The sequence below is a fragment of the Pseudomonas sp. NPDC086278 genome (assembly GCF_050280905.1).
In the GTDB taxonomy this organism is placed as follows: Bacteria; Pseudomonadota; Gammaproteobacteria; order Pseudomonadales; family Pseudomonadaceae; genus Aquipseudomonas.
Genome location: NZ_JBNNWE010000011.1, coordinates 30,764 through 54,613, shown reverse-complemented (window position 1 = coordinate 54,613; position 23,850 = coordinate 30,764). Strand labels below are relative to the sequence as shown.

23 protein-coding genes and 1 pseudogene are annotated in these 23,850 nt (G+C 60.6%); 17 read left to right on the top strand and 7 right to left on the bottom strand.

All coding sequences use genetic code 11. The features are described 5' to 3' along the window. Nucleotides 1–156: 156 nt before the first annotated feature. From ACQKP4_RS05635 to ACQKP4_RS05625, 3 genes are read left to right on the top strand one after another with little or no spacing between them, the layout of a single operon-like run. On the top strand, nt 157–519 hold the full coding sequence (locus ACQKP4_RS05635) for a CidA/LrgA family protein (protein WP_427631196.1): 363 nt from the start codon (nt 157–159) through the stop codon (nt 517–519). Beyond that, nucleotides 516–1,232, top strand: coding sequence for an LrgB family protein (locus ACQKP4_RS05630; RefSeq protein ID WP_427631194.1), 717 nt, complete (start codon nt 516–518; stop codon nt 1,230–1,232). Before ACQKP4_RS05635 ends, ACQKP4_RS05630 begins: the two co-directional genes overlap by 4 nt. A 10-nt stretch (nt 1,233–1,242) precedes the next feature. Next, entirely contained in the window at nt 1,243–1,833 is a 591-nt protein-coding gene (locus ACQKP4_RS05625; protein ID WP_427631192.1) for an LON peptidase substrate-binding domain-containing protein, read from the top strand. Nucleotides 1,834–1,887: 54 nt separating this feature from the next. Here the strand turns inward: ACQKP4_RS05625 and ACQKP4_RS05620 are convergent, their stop codons facing one another. Further along, nucleotides 1,888–3,204, bottom strand: coding sequence for a bifunctional DedA family/phosphatase PAP2 family protein (locus tag ACQKP4_RS05620; protein ID WP_427631190.1), 1,317 nt, complete (start codon nt 3,202–3,204; stop codon nt 1,888–1,890). Nucleotides 3,205–3,378: 174 nt separating this feature from the next. After that, nucleotides 3,379–4,077, bottom strand: a complete 699-nt coding sequence (locus ACQKP4_RS05615) for a DNA-3-methyladenine glycosylase (RefSeq protein ID WP_427631188.1) — start codon at nt 4,075–4,077, stop codon at nt 3,379–3,381. 177 nt (nt 4,078–4,254) lie between these two features. Between ACQKP4_RS05615 and ACQKP4_RS05610 the strand changes: the two genes are divergently transcribed. From ACQKP4_RS05610 to ACQKP4_RS05550, 13 genes are all read left to right on the top strand, one after another. Continuing rightward, entirely contained in the window at nt 4,255–5,526 is a 1,272-nt protein-coding gene (locus ACQKP4_RS05610; protein WP_427631186.1) for a glutamate-5-semialdehyde dehydrogenase, read from the top strand. After that, a complete protein-coding gene (gene nadD / locus ACQKP4_RS05605; RefSeq protein ID WP_427631184.1) occupies nt 5,495–6,217 on the top strand; it encodes a nicotinate-nucleotide adenylyltransferase in 723 nt (240 codons plus the stop codon). Before ACQKP4_RS05610 ends, nadD begins: the two co-directional genes overlap by 32 nt. Nucleotides 6,218–6,289: 72 nt before the next feature. Then, nucleotides 6,290–6,784: a ribosome silencing factor gene (gene rsfS / locus ACQKP4_RS05600; protein ID WP_427631182.1), complete on the top strand. Its 495-nt coding sequence runs from the start codon at nt 6,290–6,292 to the stop codon at nt 6,782–6,784. 9 nt (nt 6,785–6,793) lie between these two features. Beyond that, on the top strand, nt 6,794–7,261 hold the full coding sequence (rlmH, locus tag ACQKP4_RS05595) for a 23S rRNA (pseudouridine(1915)-N(3))-methyltransferase RlmH (RefSeq protein ID WP_007937439.1): 468 nt from the start codon (nt 6,794–6,796) through the stop codon (nt 7,259–7,261). A gap of 10 nt (nt 7,262–7,271) precedes the next feature. Further along, the gene (gene mrdA / locus ACQKP4_RS05590; protein WP_427631180.1) at nt 7,272–9,167 is read left to right on the top strand and encodes a penicillin-binding protein 2; all 1,896 of its coding nucleotides are present in this window, start codon (nt 7,272–7,274) and stop codon (nt 9,165–9,167) included. 31 nt (nt 9,168–9,198) lie between these two features. Then, a complete protein-coding gene (rodA, locus tag ACQKP4_RS05585; RefSeq protein ID WP_262164170.1) occupies nt 9,199–10,302 on the top strand; it encodes a rod shape-determining protein RodA in 1,104 nt (367 codons plus the stop codon). A 17-nt stretch (nt 10,303–10,319) separates the two neighbouring features. Continuing rightward, nucleotides 10,320–11,330: a lytic murein transglycosylase B gene (gene mltB, locus ACQKP4_RS05580; protein WP_427631178.1), complete on the top strand. Its 1,011-nt coding sequence runs from the start codon at nt 10,320–10,322 to the stop codon at nt 11,328–11,330. Beyond that, entirely contained in the window at nt 11,330–12,343 is a 1,014-nt protein-coding gene (locus ACQKP4_RS05575) for a septal ring lytic transglycosylase RlpA family protein (protein WP_427631176.1), read from the top strand. The genes mltB and ACQKP4_RS05575 overlap by 1 nt, the downstream gene beginning before the upstream one ends. A 181-nt stretch (nt 12,344–12,524) precedes the next feature. Then, nucleotides 12,525–13,682, top strand: a complete 1,158-nt coding sequence (locus ACQKP4_RS05570; RefSeq protein WP_427631174.1) for a D-alanyl-D-alanine carboxypeptidase family protein — start codon at nt 12,525–12,527, stop codon at nt 13,680–13,682. An 80-nt stretch (nt 13,683–13,762) separates the two neighbouring features. Next, nucleotides 13,763–14,038 carry a DUF493 domain-containing protein gene (locus ACQKP4_RS05565; RefSeq protein ID WP_054052426.1) on the top strand — a complete coding sequence of 92 codons (276 nt, stop codon included), beginning with the start codon at nt 13,763–13,765 and terminating at the stop codon, nt 14,036–14,038. Next, nucleotides 14,038–14,685, top strand: a complete 648-nt coding sequence (gene lipB, locus ACQKP4_RS05560) for a lipoyl(octanoyl) transferase LipB (protein ID WP_427631172.1) — start codon at nt 14,038–14,040, stop codon at nt 14,683–14,685. Before ACQKP4_RS05565 ends, lipB begins: the two co-directional genes overlap by 1 nt. A 1-nt stretch (nt 14,686) precedes the next feature. Next, nucleotides 14,687–15,712, top strand: a complete 1,026-nt coding sequence (gene lipA / locus ACQKP4_RS05555; protein ID WP_427631170.1) for a lipoyl synthase — start codon at nt 14,687–14,689, stop codon at nt 15,710–15,712. Between the two features lie 174 nt (nt 15,713–15,886). Beyond that, nucleotides 15,887–16,837 carry a S66 peptidase family protein gene (locus ACQKP4_RS05550; RefSeq protein ID WP_427631168.1) on the top strand — a complete coding sequence of 317 codons (951 nt, stop codon included), beginning with the start codon at nt 15,887–15,889 and terminating at the stop codon, nt 16,835–16,837. 114 nt (nt 16,838–16,951) lie between these two features. Here ACQKP4_RS05550 and ACQKP4_RS05545 read toward each other — a convergent pair whose 3' ends face one another. Beyond that, entirely contained in the window at nt 16,952–18,274 is a 1,323-nt protein-coding gene (locus ACQKP4_RS05545; RefSeq protein ID WP_427631166.1) for a lytic murein transglycosylase, read from the bottom strand. Nucleotides 18,275–18,517: 243 nt separating this feature from the next. Between ACQKP4_RS05545 and ACQKP4_RS05540 the strand changes: the two genes are divergently transcribed. Beyond that, entirely contained in the window at nt 18,518–19,486 is a 969-nt protein-coding gene (locus ACQKP4_RS05540) for a halovibrin HvnA (RefSeq protein WP_427631164.1), read from the top strand. Nucleotides 19,487–19,538: 52 nt separating this feature from the next. On the opposite strand, the gene arfA is transcribed toward ACQKP4_RS05540, so the two are convergent. From arfA to leuS, 4 genes and pseudogenes are all read right to left on the bottom strand, one after another. Beyond that, nucleotides 19,539–19,703, bottom strand: coding sequence for an alternative ribosome rescue factor ArfA (gene arfA, locus ACQKP4_RS05535; RefSeq protein WP_283189191.1), 165 nt, complete (start codon nt 19,701–19,703; stop codon nt 19,539–19,541). A 108-nt stretch (nt 19,704–19,811) separates the two neighbouring features. Then, nucleotides 19,812–20,849 (bottom strand): DNA polymerase III subunit delta, encoded by a 1,038-nt coding sequence (holA, locus tag ACQKP4_RS05530; protein WP_427631243.1) that lies wholly within the window; start codon nt 20,847–20,849, stop codon nt 19,812–19,814. 39 nt (nt 20,850–20,888) lie between these two features. Continuing rightward, complete coding sequence (lptE, locus tag ACQKP4_RS05525) at nt 20,889–21,494, bottom strand: LPS assembly lipoprotein LptE (RefSeq protein ID WP_427631161.1); 606 nt, start codon at nt 21,492–21,494, stop codon at nt 20,889–20,891. Between the two features lie 87 nt (nt 21,495–21,581). Further along, nucleotides 21,582–23,842: pseudogene (gene leuS, locus ACQKP4_RS05520) on the bottom strand (leucine--tRNA ligase); the annotation flags it as partial. Nucleotides 23,843–23,850: the final 8 nt, after the last annotated feature.

Here is a 23,850-nt window from a genome sequence, read left to right as displayed (position 1 = left end):
CGGATTTATAGTTTTTCAAGTGGGGGGATTTGACCTCCCTGAAACCACTTTAGATCAACATGGCAAATTGCTCCGGTCAACTGACCATGCTTTTGGCGAATGCCGGTCTATCGGCGTGCTTATAATGCCGGGCACTCATTCCGGGGGAGAGAACGGATGTTGTTACGTGGCCTGACCTGGCTGGTGCTGTTCCAATTGCTGGGCACGGCCATCAACCATTTGTTTTTGCCGGTACTGCCTGGGCCGATTGTCGGGCTGTTGCTGTTGCTGGCGTACTTGATCGCTCGCGGTCAGGTTGGCGAACCGCTGAATGTCGCGGCCAGCAGCCTGCTGCGTTACCTGCCGTTGCTGCTGGTGCCGCCGGCGGTGGGCGTCATGGTGTATGCCAAGGACATCGCGGCCGATTTCTGGGCCATCGTTGGCGCCCTGGTGTTGTCGTTGGTGCTGTCGATGGCGTTCGCCGGCGTGCTGATGCAACGCCTGGTCAAGCGTCACGCGCCTCGCGGAGATGACCAATGACCCTCGATTGGCACGGCGCGATTGATTCCGTCATCCATCACCCGCTGTTCGGCATCGGCATCACGTTGGGCGCTTATCAACTGGTGCTGGCGGCGTTCGAGAAAACCCGTTGGGTGTTTCTGCAACCGGTGCTGGTGTCGATGCTGCTGGTGATCGGCGTGCTGGTCAGTTGCGGTCTGACCTTTGTCGAGTACCGCAAGAGCACCGAGATCCTCAGCATTCTGCTCGGCCCGGCGACCGTGGCGCTGGCGGTGCCGCTGTACCTCAATCTGCGACGGATTCGGCAGTTGTTCTGGCCGATATTTACTACGCTGGTGATAGGCGGCGTGGTGGCGACGGGCCTGGGCGTGCTGCTGGGTTGGTGGTTCGGTGCCGAACATATGATCCTGATGACCATGGCGCCCAAATCGGTGACCTCGCCGATCGCCATGCTCGTCGCCGAACAGATTGGCGGCGTCGCGGCGCTCGCGGCGGTGTTCGTGTTGATCACCGGGGTGATTGGCGCGATTTTCGGGCCGAGTCTTTTGACCCGGCTCGGTGTCCACAGTCCTGAGGCGCGTGGCATGGCGCTGGGCATGACCGCCCACGCAGTCGGCACGTCGGTGGCGTTGCAGGAAAGTGAAGAATGCGGCGCCTTCGCGGCGCTGGCGATGAGTCTGATGGGCGTGGCCACGGCGGTGTTCCTGCCGTTGGCGGTGTCGATGATGGTGTAAGGAAATGTCTATGAGCTTGCCGCTTTTTCCGCTGAACACAGTGCTGTTTCCGGGTTGCATCCTCGATTTGCAGATCTTCGAGGCGCGCTACCTGGACATGATTGGCCGCTGCATGAAACAGGGCGCTGGTTTCGGCGTGGTGTGCATTCTTGAGGGTGAAGAGGTTGGCATCGCCCCGGCCGGCTACGCGCTGGTGGGCTGTGAAGCGCTGATCACCGATTTCAAGCAGCAGGACAACGGCTTGTTGGGGATCAGGGTGCAGGGCGGACGGCGTTTTCACGTGTTGCGCACCGAGGTGCAACGCGATCAATTGACCATCGCCGACGTCGAGTGGCTGGAAGATGAACCTGAGCAACCCCTGCAAGATGAAGACGCCGACCTGGTCGCGCTGCTCAAAGCCTTGGCCGAGCACCCGATGGTCGAAGCGCTGAACATGGGCACCGAGGCCAACGGGCAACAGTCATTGGCCAATCAGTTGGCGTATCTGCTGCCGTTCGCCGAAGTGGACAAGATTGATCTGCTGCAACTCGATGACCCGCAGCAACGGCTCGATGCCATTCAAGCGTTGCTGGACGAGTTGCAGGGCGAGTTGTTTGCCTGAGGCGCGAGCACGATATGAGTGCGACGTTTCACTCTGCGAACGTCGCGCTGCCTGTCAGTAGGCATATCTCAACATCGCATGCGGCAGATGCCGCAATGCAAAGAACGCAAACAACGCGGTCAGTGCCGGCAACACCAGCCACCAGACCTTGGGCGGCATGGCGTTGAGCGGCGCCTGGCGCTGGCTCAGCCACAAGCTCGCCGCACAGACACACGCCGCCAGCATCGCGCCGGCCAGCACGTCCGTCGGCCAGTGCGCGCCCAGGTAAACCCGCGACAAGGCAATCGACAGCGCGGGTAGACAACCCAGCAGCAACCAGGTCAGGCGCATTCGCGGTGGCTGGTCTCGGCCGGCGAGTACGGCGAGGGTCAGGAACAACGCAAATGACCCCGACGCATGACCGCTGGGCATGCTGTAGCTGGTCAGCGGATCAGTCAGCACTTCCGGGCGCATACGGGCAAAAAAGAGCTTGGTGAAGGTGTTGGCCAGCGCGGTGCAAAGCAAAGTGCTGCCAGCGAAAATCGCTTGGCGCCATTGCCGGGTGATCAGCAGCAGTCCGGTCAGCAGGACGCTGAACATCAGCATGTTGCGGAACTCGCCGATCAGCGTGAAGGTCACGGCCCATTCATCAAGCATTGGGCTGCGGTGTTCTTGCACCAGCGTCATGACGCCCTGGTCGAGGGCGGTCAGGTACGGATAACCGATAAACAGTCCTGCGAGAATCAGCAAACTCATCCCGGCAATCAACACCGTCGCCTTGCGATGGCGACGCATGCTGCTGGTGATGCTCAAACCGACCATGACGGCAATGGCACCGGCGACAATCCCGGCTTCAGGCCAGAAACCTTCCGGCAGCGGCAAACGAATCGCCGCCCCCGTGGCCCAGCCCGGCAACAGATAAGCAACACTCCAGCCGGCGGCAGCCAGCAGACTGACCGCCAGGAACCGTGGGAACGGCATGTCGAACATCCCGGCGACCATCGGCAGCATCGGGCGCAACGGGCCGATAAAGCGTCCGACCAACAGGCTGGCGATGCCATAACGCTGGAAATAGGCCTCGGCGCCGTTGATCCATTCCGGGTGATGACGCAAGCCGGGCAAGCGCCGGATGTTCTGGTGGAAATGTCGACCGATGAAGTAGGACACGATGTCGCCGAGCACGCCGGCAGCAAACCCCAGCAGCAGCGTTTCACTCAACGACAGCGCACCGCTGCCGGCCAATACCGCCACGGCAAACAGCAGCACCGTGCCGGGCACGATCAACCCGGCAATCGCCAGGCATTCCACAAAAGCCACTATAAACACCGCCGCGGCCAGCCATTGCGGGTTGACCGTCAACCAACCGGTCACGCTATCGAGCCATGGGCCCATAAAAACCACTCCATCTGATTCAATTAGCCCTTGGCGGGCGAATGCAATTTACGTAACACCGCAGATCCCTGTGGGAGCGGGCTTGCTCGCGAAGGCGCATGTCAGGCGATATCAATATCGAATGAAAGGCCGCTTTCGCGAGCAAGCCCGTCCCCACCGGTGGATTTTTTATCATCAAGGCAGCAAAAAATAATCGCGACCTTCGACCTGTCCGCGTCGCAACGGGTTCCGCGTGCAATACGGCGCGTAAGCCGCATCAACAAACCGGTACATCAAGTGTTCATCACGCCCTTGGGGGATGCCCAGGCGCGTGGTTTGAATGACATGAGCCGGTGCGGGGCCCGCATCTTCCACCAGCAGCACTTCATGATCAAAGCGTTTGGCATCCCAGACCGGCACCTTCAAGCCCAGCGCCTTGCACAGCAAGGTCTGCCCGGCGCAGAGCTTTTGCGAAGGGCGAGGGCGGCCCTGCGCATCGGGATTGTTCATCAGCATCTGCGCCAGGCTCGCCGGCCCGCTCAGTTCGTCGACCCACGGATAGGCGGATTTGATCAGCACCGCGTTGCCCGGCCCCTTGGCGCTGAAGTTCAGAGAGTCACCGCCACGGGCGTAATACATATAGATGTGGCCGCCATCCAGAAACAAAGCCTTACGCTTTTCTGTGTAGCCGAGGGAGGCGTGGCTGCCTTTTTCGTCGAAGTAATAGGCTTCGGTTTCAATAATTCGCGCGCTGAGCCACAAATCGCCCATCCGGTGGCGAATGACTTTGCCGAGTAAATCCCGGGCCAGGGTTTGCGCGTCGCGGTCGAAAAAAGCGTCGGGAAGTGCCGTGGGCAGGCTTGCGGCGGGGGCGCGAACAGTCAGGTTGGACATGATGAACGGCGTTTATCAGGGCTGATTGAGCGCTGATGATAACAATTTGCAGCTTAATCACGGCTGAACGTCGGCAAATCGCCCTCCATTTCGACCATCCGCCTGTCACCGCTGTTAGTCGGTGGACGCGACAGCTATAATCTGCCGCTTTCCTCTTTGCCAAGTCCACGCCAGACCATGACTGAGTCCGTTCTTGACTACATGACCCGCCTGGGTCGCGCTGCCCGCGAGGCGTCTCGCATCATTGGCCGTGCCAGCACCGCGCAGAAAAACCGCGCCTTGCAGGCGGCTGCCAATGCGCTGGACGCTGCCCGCGCCGAGCTGACGGCGGCCAATGAACAGGATTTGGCCGCGGGCCGCGCCAATGGTCTTGAACCGGCCTTGCTCGAACGCCTGGCGCTGACCCCGGAGCGCATCGACGGCATGATCGTCGGCCTGCGCCAAGTGGCGGCGTTGCCCGATCCGGTCGGCGCGATTCGCGACATGAGCTTTCGGCCATCGGGCATTCAAGTCGGCAAGATGCGCGTGCCGTTGGGCGTGATTGGGATCATCTACGAATCGCGTCCCAACGTGACCATCGACGCCGCCAGCCTGTGCCTGAAGTCCGGTAACGCGACCATCCTGCGCGGCGGTTCCGAGGCGATTCATTCCAACCGCGCCATTGCCGCCTGCATCCAGCGCGGTCTGGCCGAAGCCGAATTGCCGGCCGCCGTGGTGCAAGTGGTCGAAACCACCGACCGTGCCGCCGTTGGCGCGCTGATCAGCATGCCCGAGTACGTCGACGTGATCGTGCCGCGCGGCGGCAAAGGCCTGATCGAGCGCGTCAGCCGTGACGCCCGCGTGCCGGTGATCAAGCACCTGGACGGCATCTGCCACGTTTACGTCAGTGCCCACGCCGATCTGGCGAAAGCCCAGCGCATCGCCTTCAACGCCAAGACTTACCGGTATGGCATCTGCGGTGCGATGGAGACGCTGCTGGTGGATCAAACCGTTGCGAAAGATTTCCTGCCGTCGATGGCTGCCCAGTTCCGCGAAAAAGGCGTCGAGCTGCGCGGTTGCGAGCGCACACGGGCGATCATCGATGCCGCAGCGGCGACGGAAGAAGACTGGAACACCGAATACCTGGCGCCGATCTTGTCGATTCGCGTGGTCGACGGGCTGGACCAGGCCATCGACCACATCAATCACTACGGCTCTCACCACACCGACTCGATCGTCAGCGAAAACCTCGCCGACACCCGGCGTTTTGTCGCCGAAGTCGATTCGTCATCGGTGATGATCAACACGCCGACCTGTTTCGCCGATGGCTTTGAATACGGATTGGGTGCCGAGATTGGCATTTCTACTGATAAGCTGCACGCCCGCGGCCCGGTGGGTCTCGAAGGGCTGACCTGCGAGAAGTACATCGTGGTCGGTGATGGCCAGTTGCGCGGTCAGGCGTCGGTCTGACTTGGGCGACCTCGACCCGATAGCCCAAGTGACTGCCAACGCGCCGCAACCTCGGCGCATTGGCGTACTGGGCGGGACTTTCGACCCGGTGCACATCGGCCATTTGCGCGGTGCGCTGGAAGTCGCCGAATCGCTGGCGCTGGATGAGCTGCGACTGACACCCAGTGCCAGGCCGCCTCATCGGGATACGCCGCAGGTCTCGGCGCAGGACCGTCTGGCGATGGTCGAGTGCGCGGTGGCCGGTGTGGCACCGTTGGTGGTGGACGCCCGCGAATTGCAGCGGGACAAACCGTCCTACACCATCGACACCCTGGAGCTGATGCGCGCCGAGTTGGCCGCCGAAGACCAGGTTTTTCTACTTTTGGGCTGGGACGCATTTTGCGGCCTGCCCACTTGGCACCGCTGGGAAGAGTTGCTCCAGCATTGCCACATCCTGGTGTTGCAACGCCCGGATGCCGACAGCGAACCGCCGGATGCCTTGCGCAATCTGTTGGCGGCACGCTCGGTGAGCGACCCGCTGGCCCTCAAAGGGCCGAGCGGACAGATTGCATTCGTCTGGCAGACACCGCTCGCGGTATCCGCCACCCAGATCCGTCAACTGCTGGCCAGCGGTAAGTCGGTACGTTTCCTGGTGCCCGACGCGGTCCTGGCCTACATCGATGCGCACGGACTTTACCGTGCGTCGAACTGAAAAAGGGCGCGCTTCAAAACACGTGAACCCGTGAACCGAAGCGCCCGAACATACGAGCAAAACGAGTTTTATATGACTGACAAAGACGTATCCAAAGTGAAGCGCAAAGGCACGTTCAAGAGCGCCCCGCTGCCAGTAGAGGCCCCGACCGGGCCGGAGCTGCGCGGTGAAGAGCTGGTCAAGGTTGCCGTGGCAGCCCTGGAAGACGTGAAGGGCCAGGATATCCAGGTCATCGACGTTCGTGAAAAGCAGAGCATCACTGACTTCATGATCATCGCCACTGGTACTTCCAATCGCCAGATCGGCGCGATGCTGGACAAGGTCCGCGAAGCCGTCAAAGCCCTGGGCGTCAAGCCATTGGGTGAAGAAGGCAAGGGCGACAGCGACTGGGTGTTGCTGGATATGGACGACGTGATCGTGCACATGATGACTGCTTCGGCTCGTCAGTTTTACGACCTCGAGCGTCTGTGGTCCGGTGCAGAACAGAGCCGTGCTCTGAACGCGGCTCACCACAGCCCGGAAAACACCCATGAGCACTTCATCAAGCTCAACAAAGACCAGCAGTAAGGGACCGCTGTGCGACTGCGACTGATCGCCGTCGGTTCACGCATGCCCAAATGGGTGGAAGAAGGCTGGCATGAATATGCCAAGCGTCTTCCGTCCGAGCTGGCGCTGGAACTGGTGGAAATTCCGCTCAATACGCGTGGCAAGAATGCCGACGTGGCGCGCTTCATCCGTCAGGAAGGCGAAGCCATGCTGGCGAAAGTCGGGCCGAATGAGCGTGTCGTCACGCTGGAAGTCCACGGCAAACCCTGGAGCACCGAGCAGTTGGCGGTCGAACTCGATCGCTGGCGGCTGGACTCGCGCACGGTGAATTTCATGGTCGGCGGCCCCGAAGGGCTGGCGCCGGAAGTCTGCGCGCGGGCCGATCAGCGCTGGTCGTTGTCGCCGTTGACGTTGCCGCACCCGTTGGTGCGGATCCTGATCGGCGAACAGCTGTATCGTGCCTGGACAGTCCTGTCCGGCCACCCTTACCACAAGTAGTTCTGCCCTCATGTCCCAGCCGATCCGCATCAAGGACCACGAAAAAGACGCCCGTCTGGTGCGGGGCCGCGTCGTGTTCGGGGCTATTGCGGTGGTCGTGCTGATCTGTGTGCTGATCGCGCGGTTGTATTTCCTGCAGGTGATTCAGTACGAGTACCACTCGACCCTGTCGGAAAACAACCGCGTCCACGTGCAGCCGATTCCGCCGACTCGCGGCTTGATCTTCGACCGTAATGGCGTGGTGGTGGCTGATAACCGGCCAAGCTTCAGCCTGAGCATGACCCGCGAGCGCTCCGGCGACTGGCAGCAAATACTCGACGTGATCGTCGAAGTGCTGGAGCTGACGCCCGAGGATCGGGTGATCTTCGAGAAACGCATGCGTCAGGGCCGTCGGCCGTTCGAGCCGGTGCCGATCCTGTTCGAGCTGACCGAAGAGCAGATCGCCCGGATCGCCGTGAACCAGTTCCGTTTGCCAGGCGTGGAAGTGGTTGCGCAATTGGTGCGGCATTACCCGCAGGGCGCGCACTTTGCGCACTCGGTCGGGTACATGGGGCGGATCAACGAGAAAGAGCTGAAATCGCTTGATCCGGTCAATTACAGCGGCACCCACCACATCGGCAAGACCGGCATCGAGCGCTTCTACGAGCCCGAGCTGCACGGCCAGGTGGGTTACGAGGAAGTTGAAACCAACGCTCGGGGCCGCGTCTTGCGGGTGCTCAAGCGTACCGATCCGATTCCCGGCAAGGACATCGTCCTGAGCCTGGACATCAAATTGCAGGAAGCCGCCGAAGCGGCGCTCGGCGGACGCCGTGGCGCGGTGGTGGCGCTGGACCCGAAAACCGGCGAAGTCCTGGCGATGGTCAGCCAGCCGAGTTTCGACCCGAACCTGTTCGTCACCGGCATCAGTTTCAAGGCTTATTCCGAACTGCGCGATTCCATCGACCGGCCGCTGTTCAACCGCGTGCTGCGCGGTCTGTACCCGCCAGGCTCGACCATCAAGCCGGCGGTGGCGATTGCCGGCCTGGATTCGGGCGTGGTCACGGCCTCGACCCGAGTCTTCGACCCCGGTTACTACCAACTGCCCAACTACGATCACAAATACCGAAACTGGAACCGTACCGGCGACGGCTACGTGGACCTGGACACGGCGATCATGCGTTCCAACGACACCTACTTCTACGACCTGGCCCACAAGCTGGGGATTGATCGGTTGTCGTCGTACCTCGGCAAGTTCGGCATCGGCCAGAAGGTCTCGCTGGACATGTTCGAAGAGTCGCCGGGTTTGATGCCGTCCCGCGAATGGAAACGTGCAACGCGCCGTCAGGCCTGGTTCCCGGGCGAAACGCTGATTCTGGGGATCGGTCAGGGCTACATGCAGTCCACGCCGTTGCAGTTGGCCCAGGCCACGGCGCTGGTGGCCAACAAAGGCATCTGGAACCGTCCGCACCTGGCCAAGACCGTTGAGGGCGAACGACCGAAGGATGAAAATCCGATGCCGGACATCGTTCTGCGCGATCCGTCCGACTGGACCAAGGTCAACCATGGCATGCAGCAGGTCATGCACGGTGCTCGCGGTACGGCGCGCAAGGCCGCCATCGGTGCGCAATACCGGATCGCCGGCAAAAGTGGTACCGCCCAGGTGGTCGCGATCAAGCAGGGCGAGAAGTACGACCGCTCCAAGGTTCAGGAGCGCCACCGCGACCACGCCTTGTTCGTCGGCTTCGCCCCGGCCGACAACCCGCAAATCGTGGTGTCGGTGATGGTCGAGAACGGCGAGTCCGGTTCCGGCGTCGCCGCGCCTGTGGTTCGTCAAATCATGGACGCCTGGCTTCTGGACCAGGACGGTCGGTTGAAGGCCGAGTACGCCAGCCCTATCAGCCCGGAGGCTACGGCCCGTGAAGAGTAATTTCGATCGCATCCTCTCCAGTGAGGATGTGATGCGTCGCCGTGCGACGCTGTTGCAACGCATGCACATCGACGGCCCGTTGCTGATCCTGTTGCTGACCCTCGCCGCCGGTAGCCTGTTCGTGTTGTATTCGGCCAGTGGCAAGAGCTGGGACTTGCTGGCCAAGCAAGCGACCTCGTTTGGCATCGGCCTGGTGTCGATGATCGTCATCGCCCAGTTCGAGCCGCGCTTCATGGCCCGTTGGGTGCCGGTCGGTTATGTACTCGGCGTGCTGTTGCTGGTGGTGGTGGACGTCATGGGCCACAACGCCATGGGCGCCACGCGCTGGATCAACATCCCCGGCGTGATCCGCTTCCAGCCTTCGGAATTCATGAAGATCCTGATGCCGGCGACCATCGCCTGGTATCTGTCCAAACGCACGTTGCCGCCGCAGCTCAAGCACGTCGGGGTCAGCCTGTTCCTGATTGGCTTGCCGTTCATCCTGATCGTGCGTCAGCCCGACCTCGGCACCTCGCTGCTGATTCTCGCGGGCGGCGCCTTCGTGCTGTTCATGGGCGGCCTGCGATGGCGCTGGATCCTCAGCGTGCTGGCGGCTGCGGTGCCGGTGGCCGTGGCGATGTGGTTCTTCATCATGCACGACTACCAGAAACAGCGAATCCTGACGTTTCTCGACCCGGAAAGCGATCCGTTGGGCACGGGCTGGAACATCATTCAGTCAAAAGCCGCCATCGGTTCTGGCGGCGTGTTCGGCAAGGGCTGGCTGCTGGGCACCCAGTCGCACCTGGACTTCCTGCCGGAAAGCCACACCGACTTCATTATTGCGGTACTGGGCGAAGAGTTCGGCCTGGTCGGCATTTGCGCCTTGCTGCTGATTTACCTGCTGTTGATCGGTCGCGGGCTGGTGATTACCGCCCAGGCCCAGACATTGTTCGGCAAATTGCTCGCGGGCAGCCTCACCATGACGTTTTTTGTTTACGTTTTCGTCAACATCGGTATGGTCAGTGGCCTGTTGCCGGTTGTGGGGGTGCCGTTGCCGTTTATTAGCTACGGAGGAACTTCGCTGGTGACGCTACTGTCAGCGTTTGGGGTTTTGATGTCGATCCATACCCATCGCAAGTGGATCGCACAGGTTTGAATAAGGTGAAGATTTCAATGCAAGTAATGCGTGGCTGGGCGACTCGAAACGCGCCGTGGGTCGGCCTGGTAAGCATCCTTGGCACAACGCAGGAAGCGTTGGCCGGCGATTACGAAGGCTCACCCCAGGTGGCCGAATTCGTCGGTGAAATGACCCGCGACTACGGTTTCGCCGGTGAACAGCTGATGGGCGTGTTCCGCGAGGCCGAGCGCAAGCAGTCGATTCTGGACGCGATTTCCAAACCCGCCGAGCGGGTCAAGCAGTGGAACGAATACCGCCCGATGTTCATCACCGACGCGCGCATCGCCCGCGGTGTGGATTTCTGGCGTCAGCACGAAGCGGTGCTGGCCCGCGCCGAACAGGAATACGGCGTGCCGGCCCAGGTAATCGTCTCGATCATCGGCGTTGAGACCTTTTTCGGCCGTAATACCGGGAATTTCCGGGTGATCGATGCCTTGTCGACGCTGGGTTTCGACTATCCTCCCCGTGCCGAGTTTTTCCGCAAGGAATTGCGTGAATTCCTGTTGCTGGCCCGCGAAGAACAGGTCGATCCGTTGACCCTCAAAGGCTCTTACGCCGGCGCCATGGGCCTGCCACAGTTCATGCCGAGCAGTTTTCGTGCGTATGCGGTGGACTTCGACGGCGACGGCCACATTAATATCTGGACCAATCCGGACGATGCCATTGGCAGCGTCGCCAGCTATTTCAAACGTCACGGCTGGGTCGCGGGTGAACCGGTGGTCAGTCGCGCCGACGTGCGAGGCGATCAGGTTGATGAAGGTTTGACCACGGGCATCGAACCGACTAAAACCGTCGGAGAGTTGCGAGCGTTGGGGTGGTCGAGTCATGATGCGCTGCGCGATGATATGCCGGTCACGGCTTTCCGACTGGAAGGTGACAAAGGCCCCGAGTACTGGATGGGTCTGAAGAATTTCTACGCGATCACGCGTTATAACCGCAGCGTGATGTACGCCATGGCCGTACATCAACTGTCTGAACAGCTGGTCCAAGCACGGGGCGTCAAGTAATGCGGGCATTGCCTATGAATAAACCCCTGAAGCTCATGGCTTTCGCCGCGCTGGCGGTGTTGGTCGCCAGTTGTTCGACCAGCCGCGCGCCGGCCCAGAAATCGTCCTCCACCGCTGTGCGCTCGGTGCCGGGGCTGGACATCAACCGCGCCCACAAAGATGGCGCACCGTGGTGGGACGTCGACGTATCGCGCATCCCGGATGCCACGCCAACCCTGCACACTGGCCCTTATAAAGCCAACCCGTACACCGTGCTCGGCAAGACTTACTTCCCGCTGCAAGAATCCAAGACCTATGTCGCTTCCGGCACGGCGTCCTGGTACGGCACCAAGTTTCACGGCCAGAACACCGCCAACGGCGAGGTCTATGACCTGTATGGCATGAGCGCCGCGCACAAGACTTTACCGCTGCCCAGTTACGTTCGGGTGACCAACCTGGACAACAACAAGAGCGTGATCCTGCGGGTCAACGACCGTGGCCCGTTCTACTCCGACCGCATCATCGACTTGTCTTACGCCGCCGCCAAAAAACTCGGTTACGCCGAAATCGGCACGGCGCGGGTCAAGGTTGAAGGTATCGACCCGCAAACGTGGTGGGCTGCCAAAGGCCGTCCGGCGCCTTTGATGCTCAACGAGCCACAAGTAGCGCAGAATGCCGCGCCGACGATCACCGCTTCGGCGGGTACCGTCGAGCAATGGACGCCACCGCCGCAGCAACACGCCGCGGCCGTTGTGCCTGTGCAGATCGATGCAAAAAAAAACGCTTCTGTACCAGCCTCTGGCCAGTATCTGCAGGTGGGCGCGTTCGCCAACCCGGACGCTGCAGAACTCCTGAGATCGAAGTTGAGCGGGATGGTGAGCGCACCGGTGTTCATCAGCTCGATCGTGCGCAACCAACAAACACTGCATCGGGTGCGCCTGGGGCCGATCGGTTCTCAGGGTGAAATCCAGCAAGTGCAGAACAGCGTGCGAATGGCCAATCTCGGTTCACCGAGTCTGGTCACCGCCGAGTAACACGTAGTACTTGATTGACGGTTCGCTTGCGATTTGGGGGGTGAACCTGGTTGTTGGCTCGTGAAGAACAAAAGCCCGGCAAGGGTTACAGAGTGAACGACTGAACACGCGATGGCCCGTAGAAAGCCATCTGATTAGTTTTGCCTTCAAGGCAGTTTCCATTAGCGATTTCGAGAGACGGATGAACATCACCACCTTTGCCAAACGCCTGTTCCTGCTAGTCCCGCTGCTCCTCTCGCCAGCCGCGTTCGCGGTCGAGATGATGCCGTCGCCACCACAACTGGCCGCTAAAGCCTATGTGCTCATGGATGCCAGCAGCGGCAACGTGCTGGTCGAGAACAACGGTGACCAGCGTCTGCCGCCCGCCAGCCTGACCAAGCTGATGACCGCCTACATTGCGACCCTGGAAATCCGTCGCGGCCAGATCGGCGAAAACGATCCGGTGACTGTCAGCGAAAACGCCTGGCGTACCGGCGGTTCGCGGATGTTCATCAAGGTCGGCTCGCAGGTAACGGTCAGCGACCTGCTGCACGGCATCATCATTCAGTCGGGTAACGACGCCAGCGTTGCGCTCTCCGAGCACATCGCCGGCAGCGAAGACGCCTTCGCCGACATGATGAACAAAACCGTGGCCGACCTGGGCATGACCAACAGCCACTTCATGAACCCGACCGGTCTGCCGAACCCTGAGCACTACTCATCGGCGCACGACATGGCGGTGCTGGCTCGCGCGATCATCCACGAAGACCCGGCTCACTACGCGATCTACTCGCAGAAAGAGTTCTTCTGGAACGGCATCAAGCAACCTAACCGTAACCTGCTGCTGTGGCGCGACAAGACCGTCGACGGTCTGAAAACCGGCCACACCGACGAAGCCGGCTACTGCATGGTGTCTTCGGCCGTTCGTGACGGCATGCGCCTGATCGCCGTGGTGTTCGGCACCAGCAGCGAAGTGGCTCGTGCTTCCGAAACCCAGAAGCTGCTGACCTACGGCTTCCGCTTCTTCGAAACCCAGACCTTCTATCAGAAAGGCACCGAGCTGGCTCAGGCGCCTGTCTGGAAAGGCGCGACCAATCAAGTCAAGGCCGGCCTGGCTGAAGACCTGACCATGACCCTGCCAAAAGGCCAGCTGAAGAAGCTCGCCGCCAGCATGACCATGAACCCTCAACTGGTTGCGCCAATCGCCAAGGGCGACGTGATCGGCAAAGTCGAAGTGAAACTGGACGACAAGGTGGTGCACAGCGCTGACCTGATCGCTCTGGACGCGGTCGAGGAGGGTGGTATCTTCCGCCGCATGTGGGATAGCATCCGTCTATTCTTCTACAGCTTGTTCAACTGAATTAGTGTGGACTTGCATGGCCCCGCTCCAAACCGGAACGGGGCCATGTCCGTTGCCACGGCTTACGAGGCCGTTACGCCATGACAGATACCGAAGTAAAGGCGCCAAAGATCGAATTCCCGGCCAATGATTACCCGATCAAAGTGATCGGCGACACCATTGTCGACATCAAGCAAAAGATCATCGACATCGTTAAGAAGCACGCGACGATCAATGATGAAAAAGTGGACGAACGCCAGAGCAGCAACGGCAAGTACACCACCATCCAGCTGCACATCATCGCCACCGGTCAAGACCAGCTGTACGACATCAACAGCGAGCTGCGGGCTACCGGTTTCGTCCACATGGTGTTGTGATGCCTGGCACGCTGGGCTTTCGCGAGCTCGGCCAGATGGCTTACGAGCCGGTCTGGCACGCCATGCAGCGCTTCACCAATGAACGTGGCACTGACGCCGCGGACGAGATCTGGCTGGTGGAACACCCTCCGGTGTTCACCCAGGGGCAGGCCGGCAAAGCCGAGCACCTGTTGCTGCCGGGTGATATTCCGGTGGTGCAGGTCGATCGCGGTGGTCAGGTGACTTATCACGGCCCCGGCCAGTTGGTGGCCTATCTGTTGCTGGATGTGCGCAAACTGGGTTTCGGCGTGCGTGACCTGGTTAGCCGCATGGAGCATTGCCTGATCGAGTTGCTGGCCAGTTACGGCGTCACGGCGGCGGCCAAGCCCGATGCGCCGGGTGTCTACGTCGACGGGGCGAAAATCGCCTCGCTGGGTTTGCGGATCCGCCACGGTTGCTCCTTTCATGGCCTGGCCCTGAACGTGGACATGAACCTGGAACCGTTTCGACGGATTAATCCCTGCGGTTACGCCGGGCTGGCAATGACCCAGCTCCGCGATCACGCAGGATCGATTGAATTTGCCGAGGTAAGTGCCCGGCTGCGCGCGCAGCTCGTCAAACACCTCGACTATGCTGAGCAGACGACCCTAACGGGCGGAATCGACTGATATGACTACTGATGCAGTGCAAACCATGATCCCGACGCTTGATGTCACCGAGCGTCCGGCCCCGCGTGCCAAGGTTGAAGCCGGCGTCAAGCTGCGCGGCGCCGAGAAGGTTGCACGTATCCCGGTGAAGATCATTCCGACCACCGAACTGCCGAAGAAACCCGACTGGATTCGCGTGCGTATCCCGGTGTCCCCGGAAGTCGACCGCATCAAGGCCCTGCTGCGCAAACACAAACTGCACAGCGTCTGCGAAGAAGCGTCCTGCCCGAACCTGGGCGAGTGTTTCTCCGGCGGCACCGCGACCTTCATGATCATGGGTGACATTTGCACCCGTCGTTGCCCGTTCTGCGATGTCGGCCACGGTCGTCCGAAACCACTGGACGTCAATGAGCCGCAAAGCCTGGCCATCGCCATTGCCGATCTGAAACTGAAATACGTGGTGATCACGTCGGTTGACCGCGACGACCTGCGCGACGGCGGTGCCCAGCACTTCGCCGACTGCATCCGCGAAATCCGCAAGCTGTCGCCGAACGTGCAACTCGAAACCCTGGTCCCGGATTACCGTGGCCGCATGGACGTGGCGCTGGAAATCACCGCCGCCGAGCCGCCAGACGTCTTCAACCACAACCTGGAAACCGTACCGCGCCTGTACAAGGCTGCGCGTCCGGGATCGGACTACCAGTGGTCGCTGACCCTGCTGCAACGCTTCAAGCAGATGATGCCGCACATTCCAACCAAATCCGGGCTGATGCTGGGCCTGGGCGAAACCGACGAAGAAGTGATCGAAGTCATGAAGCGCATGCGCGAACACGACATCGACATGCTGACCCTGGGCCAGTACCTGCAACCGTCCCGCAGCCACTTGCCGGTGCAGCGTTTCGTGCACCCGGACACCTTCGCCTGGTTCGCCGAGGAAGGCTACAAGATGGGCTTCAAAAACGTCGCATCGGGCCCGCTGGTGCGTTCTTCGTACCACGCCGACGAGCAGGCGAAGCTGGTCAAGGCTGAGCTGATGTCGTCCTTGTGATTGACCGATGAAACAAAAGACGCCCGCATGGCTTTTCAGGCCTCGCGGGCGTTTTTTTGCCATGACCACGTCCACGGCGGTTTTTCCTGCAATGCGCGACGCCAATACCCCCCTTCTGTTTATGTTCGTTCCTGACTACTGTGTGCTGAAGCTTTCGCGCGGGGAGATTCATGGATGACTGTTCGACCGACTCACACGCTTTACCCTCATAAACCGGTGCCGGCCTTGCCGTCGCAAGGCTTGATCGGCGTGATTGCGCCTGCCGGGCCCGCCGGGCTGGACACCGACAAAGCCATCGCCTGGATGCGCGCGCGTGGTTATGCGCTGCGGGTGTTTCCAGGTGTTTACGAGAAAGACGGCTACCTGGCCGGTAGCGACGATGTGCGCCTCAACGATTTGCATGGGGCGTTCGCCGACACTGAAGTTGACGCGATCATCTGTCTGCGGGGCGGTTATGGCACGCCGCGTCTGCTCGACCGTATCGATTTCGAGTTGCTGCAAAACAACGCCAAGCCATTCATCGGCTACAGCGACATCACGGCGCTGCACGTGGCGATCAGCCGTTATGCGGGTTTTGTCACTTTCCACGGTCCGCTGCTTAATGCAGACCTGCTGGGGGACAAGCAGCAGCCAACCGAATCATCGTTCTTCAATATGCTGCGGGGGCAGGTCAAGGCGGGCAGCGTCCTGACGCACCCGACGGCTTACCCATTGACCACCATCGAGCCCGGAATCGCTCACGGGCGTTTGCTGGGGGGCAATCTGTCGATCATTGCCGCGACCATGGGCACGCCCTACGAGATGGACGCCGAGGGCGTCATCCTGTTCATCGAGGACGTCAACGAGCCGCTGTATCGCATTGATCGCCTGCTGACCCATCTGCGCCTGGCGGGCACGCTGCCCAAGCTGCGCGCAGTTCTGGTGGGCGATGTCGCGGGGGTTGATCCGGGCGCGCTGGAGCGACTGCTCAAGCAAACCTTCGAGCCGTTGCGGATTCCGGTACTGGCCGGCTGGCGCAGTGGGCATTGCGACCCGAACCTGACGTTGCCGATGGGCGCGCTGGTCCGGCTGGATGCGGGGAAGAAGGAATTGGTGCTGGAGCAGGATGTGGTGCTCAAGGGGTAGATATTTAGCGGCTGATAGTCAGTCTTCGCGAGCTGCTCCCACAGGTTTTGTGTCGTTTCACAAATCCAGTGTGGGAGCACTTGCTCGCGAAGGCGGCAGTCGCCATCCGGCTAACTATCGGCTGCGCAAACCTTCCAGCAATTTGTGCGTCGGATACCCATCCGCCGGCCAGCCGAACGACTGCTGTGCACTGCGGATCGCCTTGCGCGTGTTGGCGCCGATGATCCCGTCAGCGGTGCCCGCATCGTAGTGCTGGGCGCTCAACAGGTTTTGCAGTTCAATTCGCTCGCTACGGCTCAACGGCAGATCATCTTTGGGCCAGTCGCCGCTAATCAAACCCGCGCCGCTAAAGCGTTCGGACAACAGACTCACGGCCAATGCATAGGACGAAGAGTTGTTGTACTTGAGGATTGCGCGAAAGTTATCCAGGACCAGAAACGCCGGGCCACGGTAGCCGGCCGGCAGCAGCAGGGCGGCCGACAAGTGTTCCGAGCCTGCGGGAACCTGCGCGCCATTGGGCAGCGAGACGCCCAGTTGCAGCCATTCGGCAACGCTCTTGCGAATCGTGCCATCGGCCAGCACGTAGTTGAAACTGCCTGGTAACTGCACTTCAAAGCCCCACGGCTGGCCTTTCTGCCAGCCGGAGCTTTGCAGGTAATGCGCGGTGGACGCTAATGCGTCGGCCGGGCTGCCCCAGATGTCGCGGCGACCGTCGCCATCGAAATCCACTGCGTGGGTGTTGTAAGTGGTCGGGATGAACTGGGTCTGGCCCATGGCGCCCGCCCACGAACCGAGCATTTTCTGAGGCTCGATATCGCCCTGTTGCAGGATCTGCAACGCGGCAATCAGTTGCGCGTGGGCAAAACCCGGACGCCGACCTTCATAGGCGAGCGTTGCCAGGGAGCTGATCACGGATTTGCTGCCCTGGAACTGACCGAAATTACTCTCCATGCCCCACACCGCGACCAAGGCCTGACGGTCGACGCCGTAGCGTTGCTCGATGCTTTGCAGGATGTCGGCGTACTGGCTGACCAGCGCCTGGCCTTTGCGAACCCGCAACGGCGACAAGGCGCCGTCGAGGTATTCCCACACCGGGCGCGAAAATTCAGGCTGGCTGCGGTCGGCGCGAATCACGCTCGGGTCGAGGCTGACACCGGCGAAGGCGCGGTCAAACACATCGGCGCGGATACCGGCGGCCAGAGCGTCCTTGCGGAAACCGGCCTGCCATTCGGCGAAGGTCTGGGTAGGCTGGATATCGAGGTCATCACCGGTCGGCACCACGGGCGGAATGATCGCCGGGGCAGTCGTGACGGGGAGGCTCTGAAGCGGTTGGGCGTCGGCGGCGGTCGGTTTTTCCGCGCAGGCGACAAGCAAGATGAGGCTGGAGGCAGCAATCAATTGGCGAAGGTGCCAACGACGGGAAAGACAAAGGGGCATGCACAGGTCCAGGGAATACGAATCAGGTGCAGACCTTAACATGCCTTCTGAAAGAAGCGGTTGCCTGCCAAGCTTTTGCACGGTGACTTAATCAGCCGGCTGATCAACTTACGCTCATTTTATTGGCTCTTCTACTGTCAGATATGACAGCTATCTTGCTCGTCTCGCGTGGGTGTTGAATGGCCGTGTGCGAGTTTTAGCCAAACAACACATGCGCCTGATCCCTTGATAGCGAGTACCGAAATGAAAAAATCACTGGCCTTGCTCATGGCCTTTTTATTAGCGGGTTGCTCATTAACTCATCCTGGGCTTGAGCAGAAAGCCGAAGACACCCCGGTAACCACACGAACTGTGACAACGGACGCAGCTTCGAATGCCTCCGCAACCAATGTTCCCACGGCTCTGACCGGAGCACAGGTTGCTGCCGAGCTGCAAAAACGCTACAGAGATACGCGCGATAACTGCGGGTCGGCCTCTACGCCGGCGTTTCTGTGCACTGGGTTGCTTATTCGCGGGACAGAAGCCTCGACCGAATTTGATGCGTGGAACCCAAGCCCGACGTCGATTAAAAATGGCGGAGTGTCGTTTACCTACCTGCGCTCGGACTACAAGGTAAAACGGCTGGCCTACACCTACGACAGTGGCTTTATTTTTTATCCGATCCTCAGCACTCCAGCGGGGAAGCTGAATATAGAAATATTGTGTTTCTTTCCGGTGGATGGTTCCTCTAACGCCCGGCCAAATGGTGGCTGTGGCGAACATCCGAGATACCCGACGGTTAGTCGCAGTTGCGAGGAGCAGAATCCGATAATCGATACGGCGGCGAAGTGGGTGGCGAAATATCGTAAGGATATTGCTGATGGGCGTAACCCGTATGAAGCCATGTGTTCGTTCAATGTTCGCGACGGCGTAAACAACGCTGCGGCGGCCCGATTCCTGGAGGGGATGCGTGCCGGACGACTGATTTCACCTGATGCTTTTAATACTCCAAACGATACGAAGCTAAAAACCTGGGCACAAAACATCCCTGCTCAGTTGCCAATCGAGGCGTTTTTCTACACCAAGGCATCGGGGTTGGCAGGCGCACAGTTTTATCAAAGGCGTTTTCGGGGATTAACCGGAGCCACGCTGCCGATTATTTATATCCCATTGCCTCAAACGTTGGAGCAGTCAGCCACTTTTACATTCCGCGCAGCTGATCAAACCTTGTAGCCATTGGGAATAGGGGAGGGGGAATCGAGAAGGTGGTTCGGCGGGGGGAGTTTCAAGCAGCCAGAAAGTAAGAAGCCTCCCAGCTATTAGACTGGAAGGCTTCGCGGCGGTAGCTGCCTTTGCCCTTGCCGGCGGGTTCCTGACGGCTGCGGAACAGTGGCTGGGCGATGATGGATTTGGCCTTGTTGGGGCCACGCTTGGATGGCTTTTTGCTCATGATCGGATCTCACAGACAGATGGATTTTGCGCGGGAAATAATCTGCCGAACTTCGGGTTCTGTCTATAGGAATGATGGATGTGAAACGTGTAGGAAAAAAATCAAAATCTACTCGGCAGGCAGCGACAACCTTTGCCCGGCCATCAACAACGACAATCGACTCAAACTCATCCATGGCGAACCAGCGGCCTGGCCTTTGATTTGCGCGTCGATACGCTGCGCTTCCAGCAATAACTGCGCCCAGCGTTGCGCCGAATAGCGTTGCAGCGCTTTGCTCATCAGCGGTTTGCGCTTGTCCCAGACCGGCGGTCGGGCCGAGCTGAAGGCTTTGTCCAGCGGTACACCCTGGCTGAATTGCAACGAAAGGTTGGCCAGCAGGCGCAGTTCCCGGGCCAGCGCCCAGAGAATCACTGGCGGTTCGACGCCTTCACCGCGCAACCCTTCAAGCATGCGCAGGGCGTGGGCGGCTTCCCCGTTGAGGATCGCATCGGTCAGGCCAAACACATCGAAGCGCGCACTGTCGGCCACGGCCGCTTGCACGGTTTCGAGGGTGATCTGCCCGCCTTCAGCCATTAGCTTGAGCTTTTCGATTTCCTGGGCGGCGGCCAGCAAGTTGCCTTCAACCCGCGCGGCAATCAGTTCAACAGCGTCCTGGCTGGCGGACAGCCCGGCCTGGGACAAGCGCTGACGGATCCAGCTCGGCAACTGATTGGCATCCACCGGCCAGATTTGCACAAATTGAGTGTGCTGGCCTTCGACCAGTGCCTTGCCCCATTTGGTTTTCTGCGCGCTGCCATCCAGCTTGGGCAGGCTGATCAACAGCACCGTGTCTTCGGCCGGACGCGAGCAGTATTCCATGAGCGCCGCGGCGCCTTTGTCTCCGGGTTTGCCAGAGGGCAGACGCAATTCCAGCAGGCGCTTTTCGGCGAACAACGACATGCTCGCGCCAGCCTGCAACAGCGTTCCCCAGTCGAAATTGGCGTCGGCGGCAAACACCTGGCGCTCGTCGAAACCCTGCTGGCGGACGGCGGCGCGGATGGCGTCGGCGGCTTCCTGACACAGCAGCGGGTCATCGCCACTGACGATGTAGACCGGCGCGAGTGTGCCTTGCAGGTGTTTAGCGAGTTGGGCGGGGGCGAGTTTCATAAGAAAGGGCAAACGGGGCGCCTGAGCGCCCCGTAAGTCTTATTGCTGGGGAATATCGACAGGCGACTGACGCGGCGTTTCCGCTTCAGCCTTCTGCGCTGCTTCCAATGCCTGGGCGTCGGCCTTGGCCTTGGCGTCAGCAGTCTGTTGCAGTTGGTCCAGATGGGCTGGAGTCAGCTGCTGCAGACGCAGCATCATGCGTTGCACCAGTTCGCGACGGGTTTCGGCGCGGGCCGTATTGGCTTCCTGGTCGGATCCCACCAGGTTGTTGCCGTCGTGGAGAAAGATTTTCTGCACTTCGATCTTGTCGCTCAGCAGCGGCAGATCATTCGCGCCACGGATGTCGTAGTTCAGGACGGTGGTCACCTGATACTCGCCAGTGCGGCCGGCACCGGCGTAGCTGAGGATGCGCTGGCTTTCCTGCTGATCGGTCAGGACCAGCTTGTACGGTGCGCCGGCAATGACCTTGACGCCGCTGCTTTCCAGAACCTGACGCAATTGCGTCACGGTCTCGCCGTAGGCATTACGGGCACTCAGGTCGAGTTCCTTGATTGTCAGTTCAGTGCTGCCAGTGCCGCGCAGCTGGAAACCGCAGGCGCTCAACAGGACGGCGAGGCCCATCACCAGCAGATTGCGTTTGATCATCTTGTTGCTCCCCTTGAAACCAGGTGGGCCGACCGTGCGGCCCGAAAGGTTTTACTCGGCGCCAGGCTCACCTGGCGCCTGATCCAATTAGCTGGCGACGATATTGACCAGTTTCCCGGGCACTACGATCACTTTACGAATAGTCAGGCCGTCGACGAAGCGCAGCACGTTCTCGTTGGCCCGTGCGGCCGCTTCAACTTCTTCGCGGCTGGCGCTGGCCGGCATTTCGATGTGCCCGCGCAGCTTGCCGTTGACCTGAATAACCAGTTGCAGGCTGTCCTGCACCAACGCGCTCTCGTCCAGCACCGGCCAGCCCGCGTCGATCACCGGGTCGGCATGACCCAGTTGATTCCACAGCTCATGGCTGATGTGCGGCGTAATCGGCGCCAGCAGCAGCGTGACGGTTTCGAGACCTTCCTGAATCAGTGCTCGATCCTTTCCGGTGCCTTGCGGGGCTTTTTCCAGCACGTTCATCAGCGTCATCACCTGGGCGATGGCGGTGTTGAATTTGTGGTTCTGGCCGACGTCGTGGCTGGCCTGCTTGATGGCCTGGTGGATCGAACGGCGAATGACTTTCTGCTCGTCGTTCAGGCCGGCGACGTCCAGTTTGCCCGGCAGGCCCTGAGTCACGTGCGCTTGCGCCAGACGCCAGACGCGCTTGAGGAAACGGTGCGAACCCTCGACGCCGGAGTCGGACCATTCCGCGCTCATGTCGGGTGGCGAGGCGAACATCATGAACAGGCGGCAGGTGTCGGCGCCGAACTGGTCAATCATCGACTGCGGGTCGACGCCGTTGTTCTTCGACTTGGCCATCTTCTCGGTGCCGCCGATTTCCACCGGCAGACCGTCCGCGATCAGCTTGGCGCTGATGACCTTGGCTTTGCTGTCACGCTCAAGTTCTACATCCGCCGGGTTGAACCAGGTGTAGGCGCCATTGGCTTCGCGACGATAGTAAGTCTCGGCGATCACCATGCCTTGGGTCAGCAGGTTCTTGAACGGTTCGTTGGAGCTGACCAGGCCTTCGTCGCGCATCAGCTTGTGGAAGAAGCGGGCGTACAGCAGGTGAAGAATCGCGTGTTCGATACCGCCGATGTACTGATCCACCGGCAACCAGTGGTCGGCCGCGGATTTTTCCACCAGGCCGCCTTCATAGTGCGGCGAAGCGTAGCGGGCGTAATACCACGAGGACTCGACGAAGGTGTCCATGGTGTCGGTTTCGCGCTTGGCCGGTGCGCCGCATTTCGGGCAGTTGCACTCGTAGAACTCGGGCATGCGCGCCAAAGGCGAGCCCGCGCCGTCCGGGACCACGTCTTCCGGCAACACCACCGGCAACTGATCTTCCGGGACCGGCACATCACCGCAGGTGGTGCAGTGGATGATCGGGATCGGGCAGCCCCAGTAGCGCTGACGGCTGATGCCCCAGTCGCGCAGGCGGAACTGGGTGCGCGAGGCACCGAGGTTTTTCTTGATCAGCGCGACTTCCATGGCATCGAAAGCACCTTCGAAGTCGAGGCCGTCGAATTCGCCGGAATTGATCAGCGTGCCATGTTCGTTGTAAGCGTCCTGCCATGGCGACGGGTTGGTGTCGCCGGAACTGGTGCGCACCACGGATTTGATCGGCAGGTTGTACTTGGTGGCGAACTCGAAATCACGTTCGTCGTGCGCCGGTACCGCCATCACCGCGCCGTCGCCGTAATGCATCAGCACATAGTTGGCGACCCACACCGGGAGCTTCTCACCGGTCAGCGGGTGTTCGACGAACAGCGACGTCGGCAGGCCTTTTTTCTCTTGAGTGGCGACGTCGGCTTCGGCGACGCTGCCGCCCTTGCATTCGGCGATGAACGCTTGCAGCTGAGGGTTGTTCTGCGCGGCCAGCGCGGCCAATGGGTGTTCGGCGGCGACGGCGACGTAAGTCGCGCCCATCAGGGTGTCCGGACGGGTGGTGAAGACTTTCAGTACGCCGCTTTCGCCGATGGAATCGACGTTGTACGGGAACTGCACTTCCATCCCGCGGGACTTGCCGATCCAGTTGCGCTGCATGGTCTTGACCTGTTCAGGCCAGCCCGGCAGATCGTCGAGGCTCGACAGCAGTTCATCCGCGTAGGCGGTGATCTTGAAGTAATACATCGGGATTTCGCGCTTTTCGATCAGCGCGCCGGAACGCCAGCCGCGACCGTCGATCACCTGTTCGTTGGCCAGGACGGTCTGGTCGACCGGGTCCCAGTTCACGGTGCCGCTTTTTTTTTGTAGATAACGCCTTTTTCGAACAGGCGAGTGAACAGCCATTGTTCCCAGCGGTAGTAGTCCGGCTTGCAGGTGGTGACTTCGCGGGACCAGTCCACCGCCAGGCTGTCGT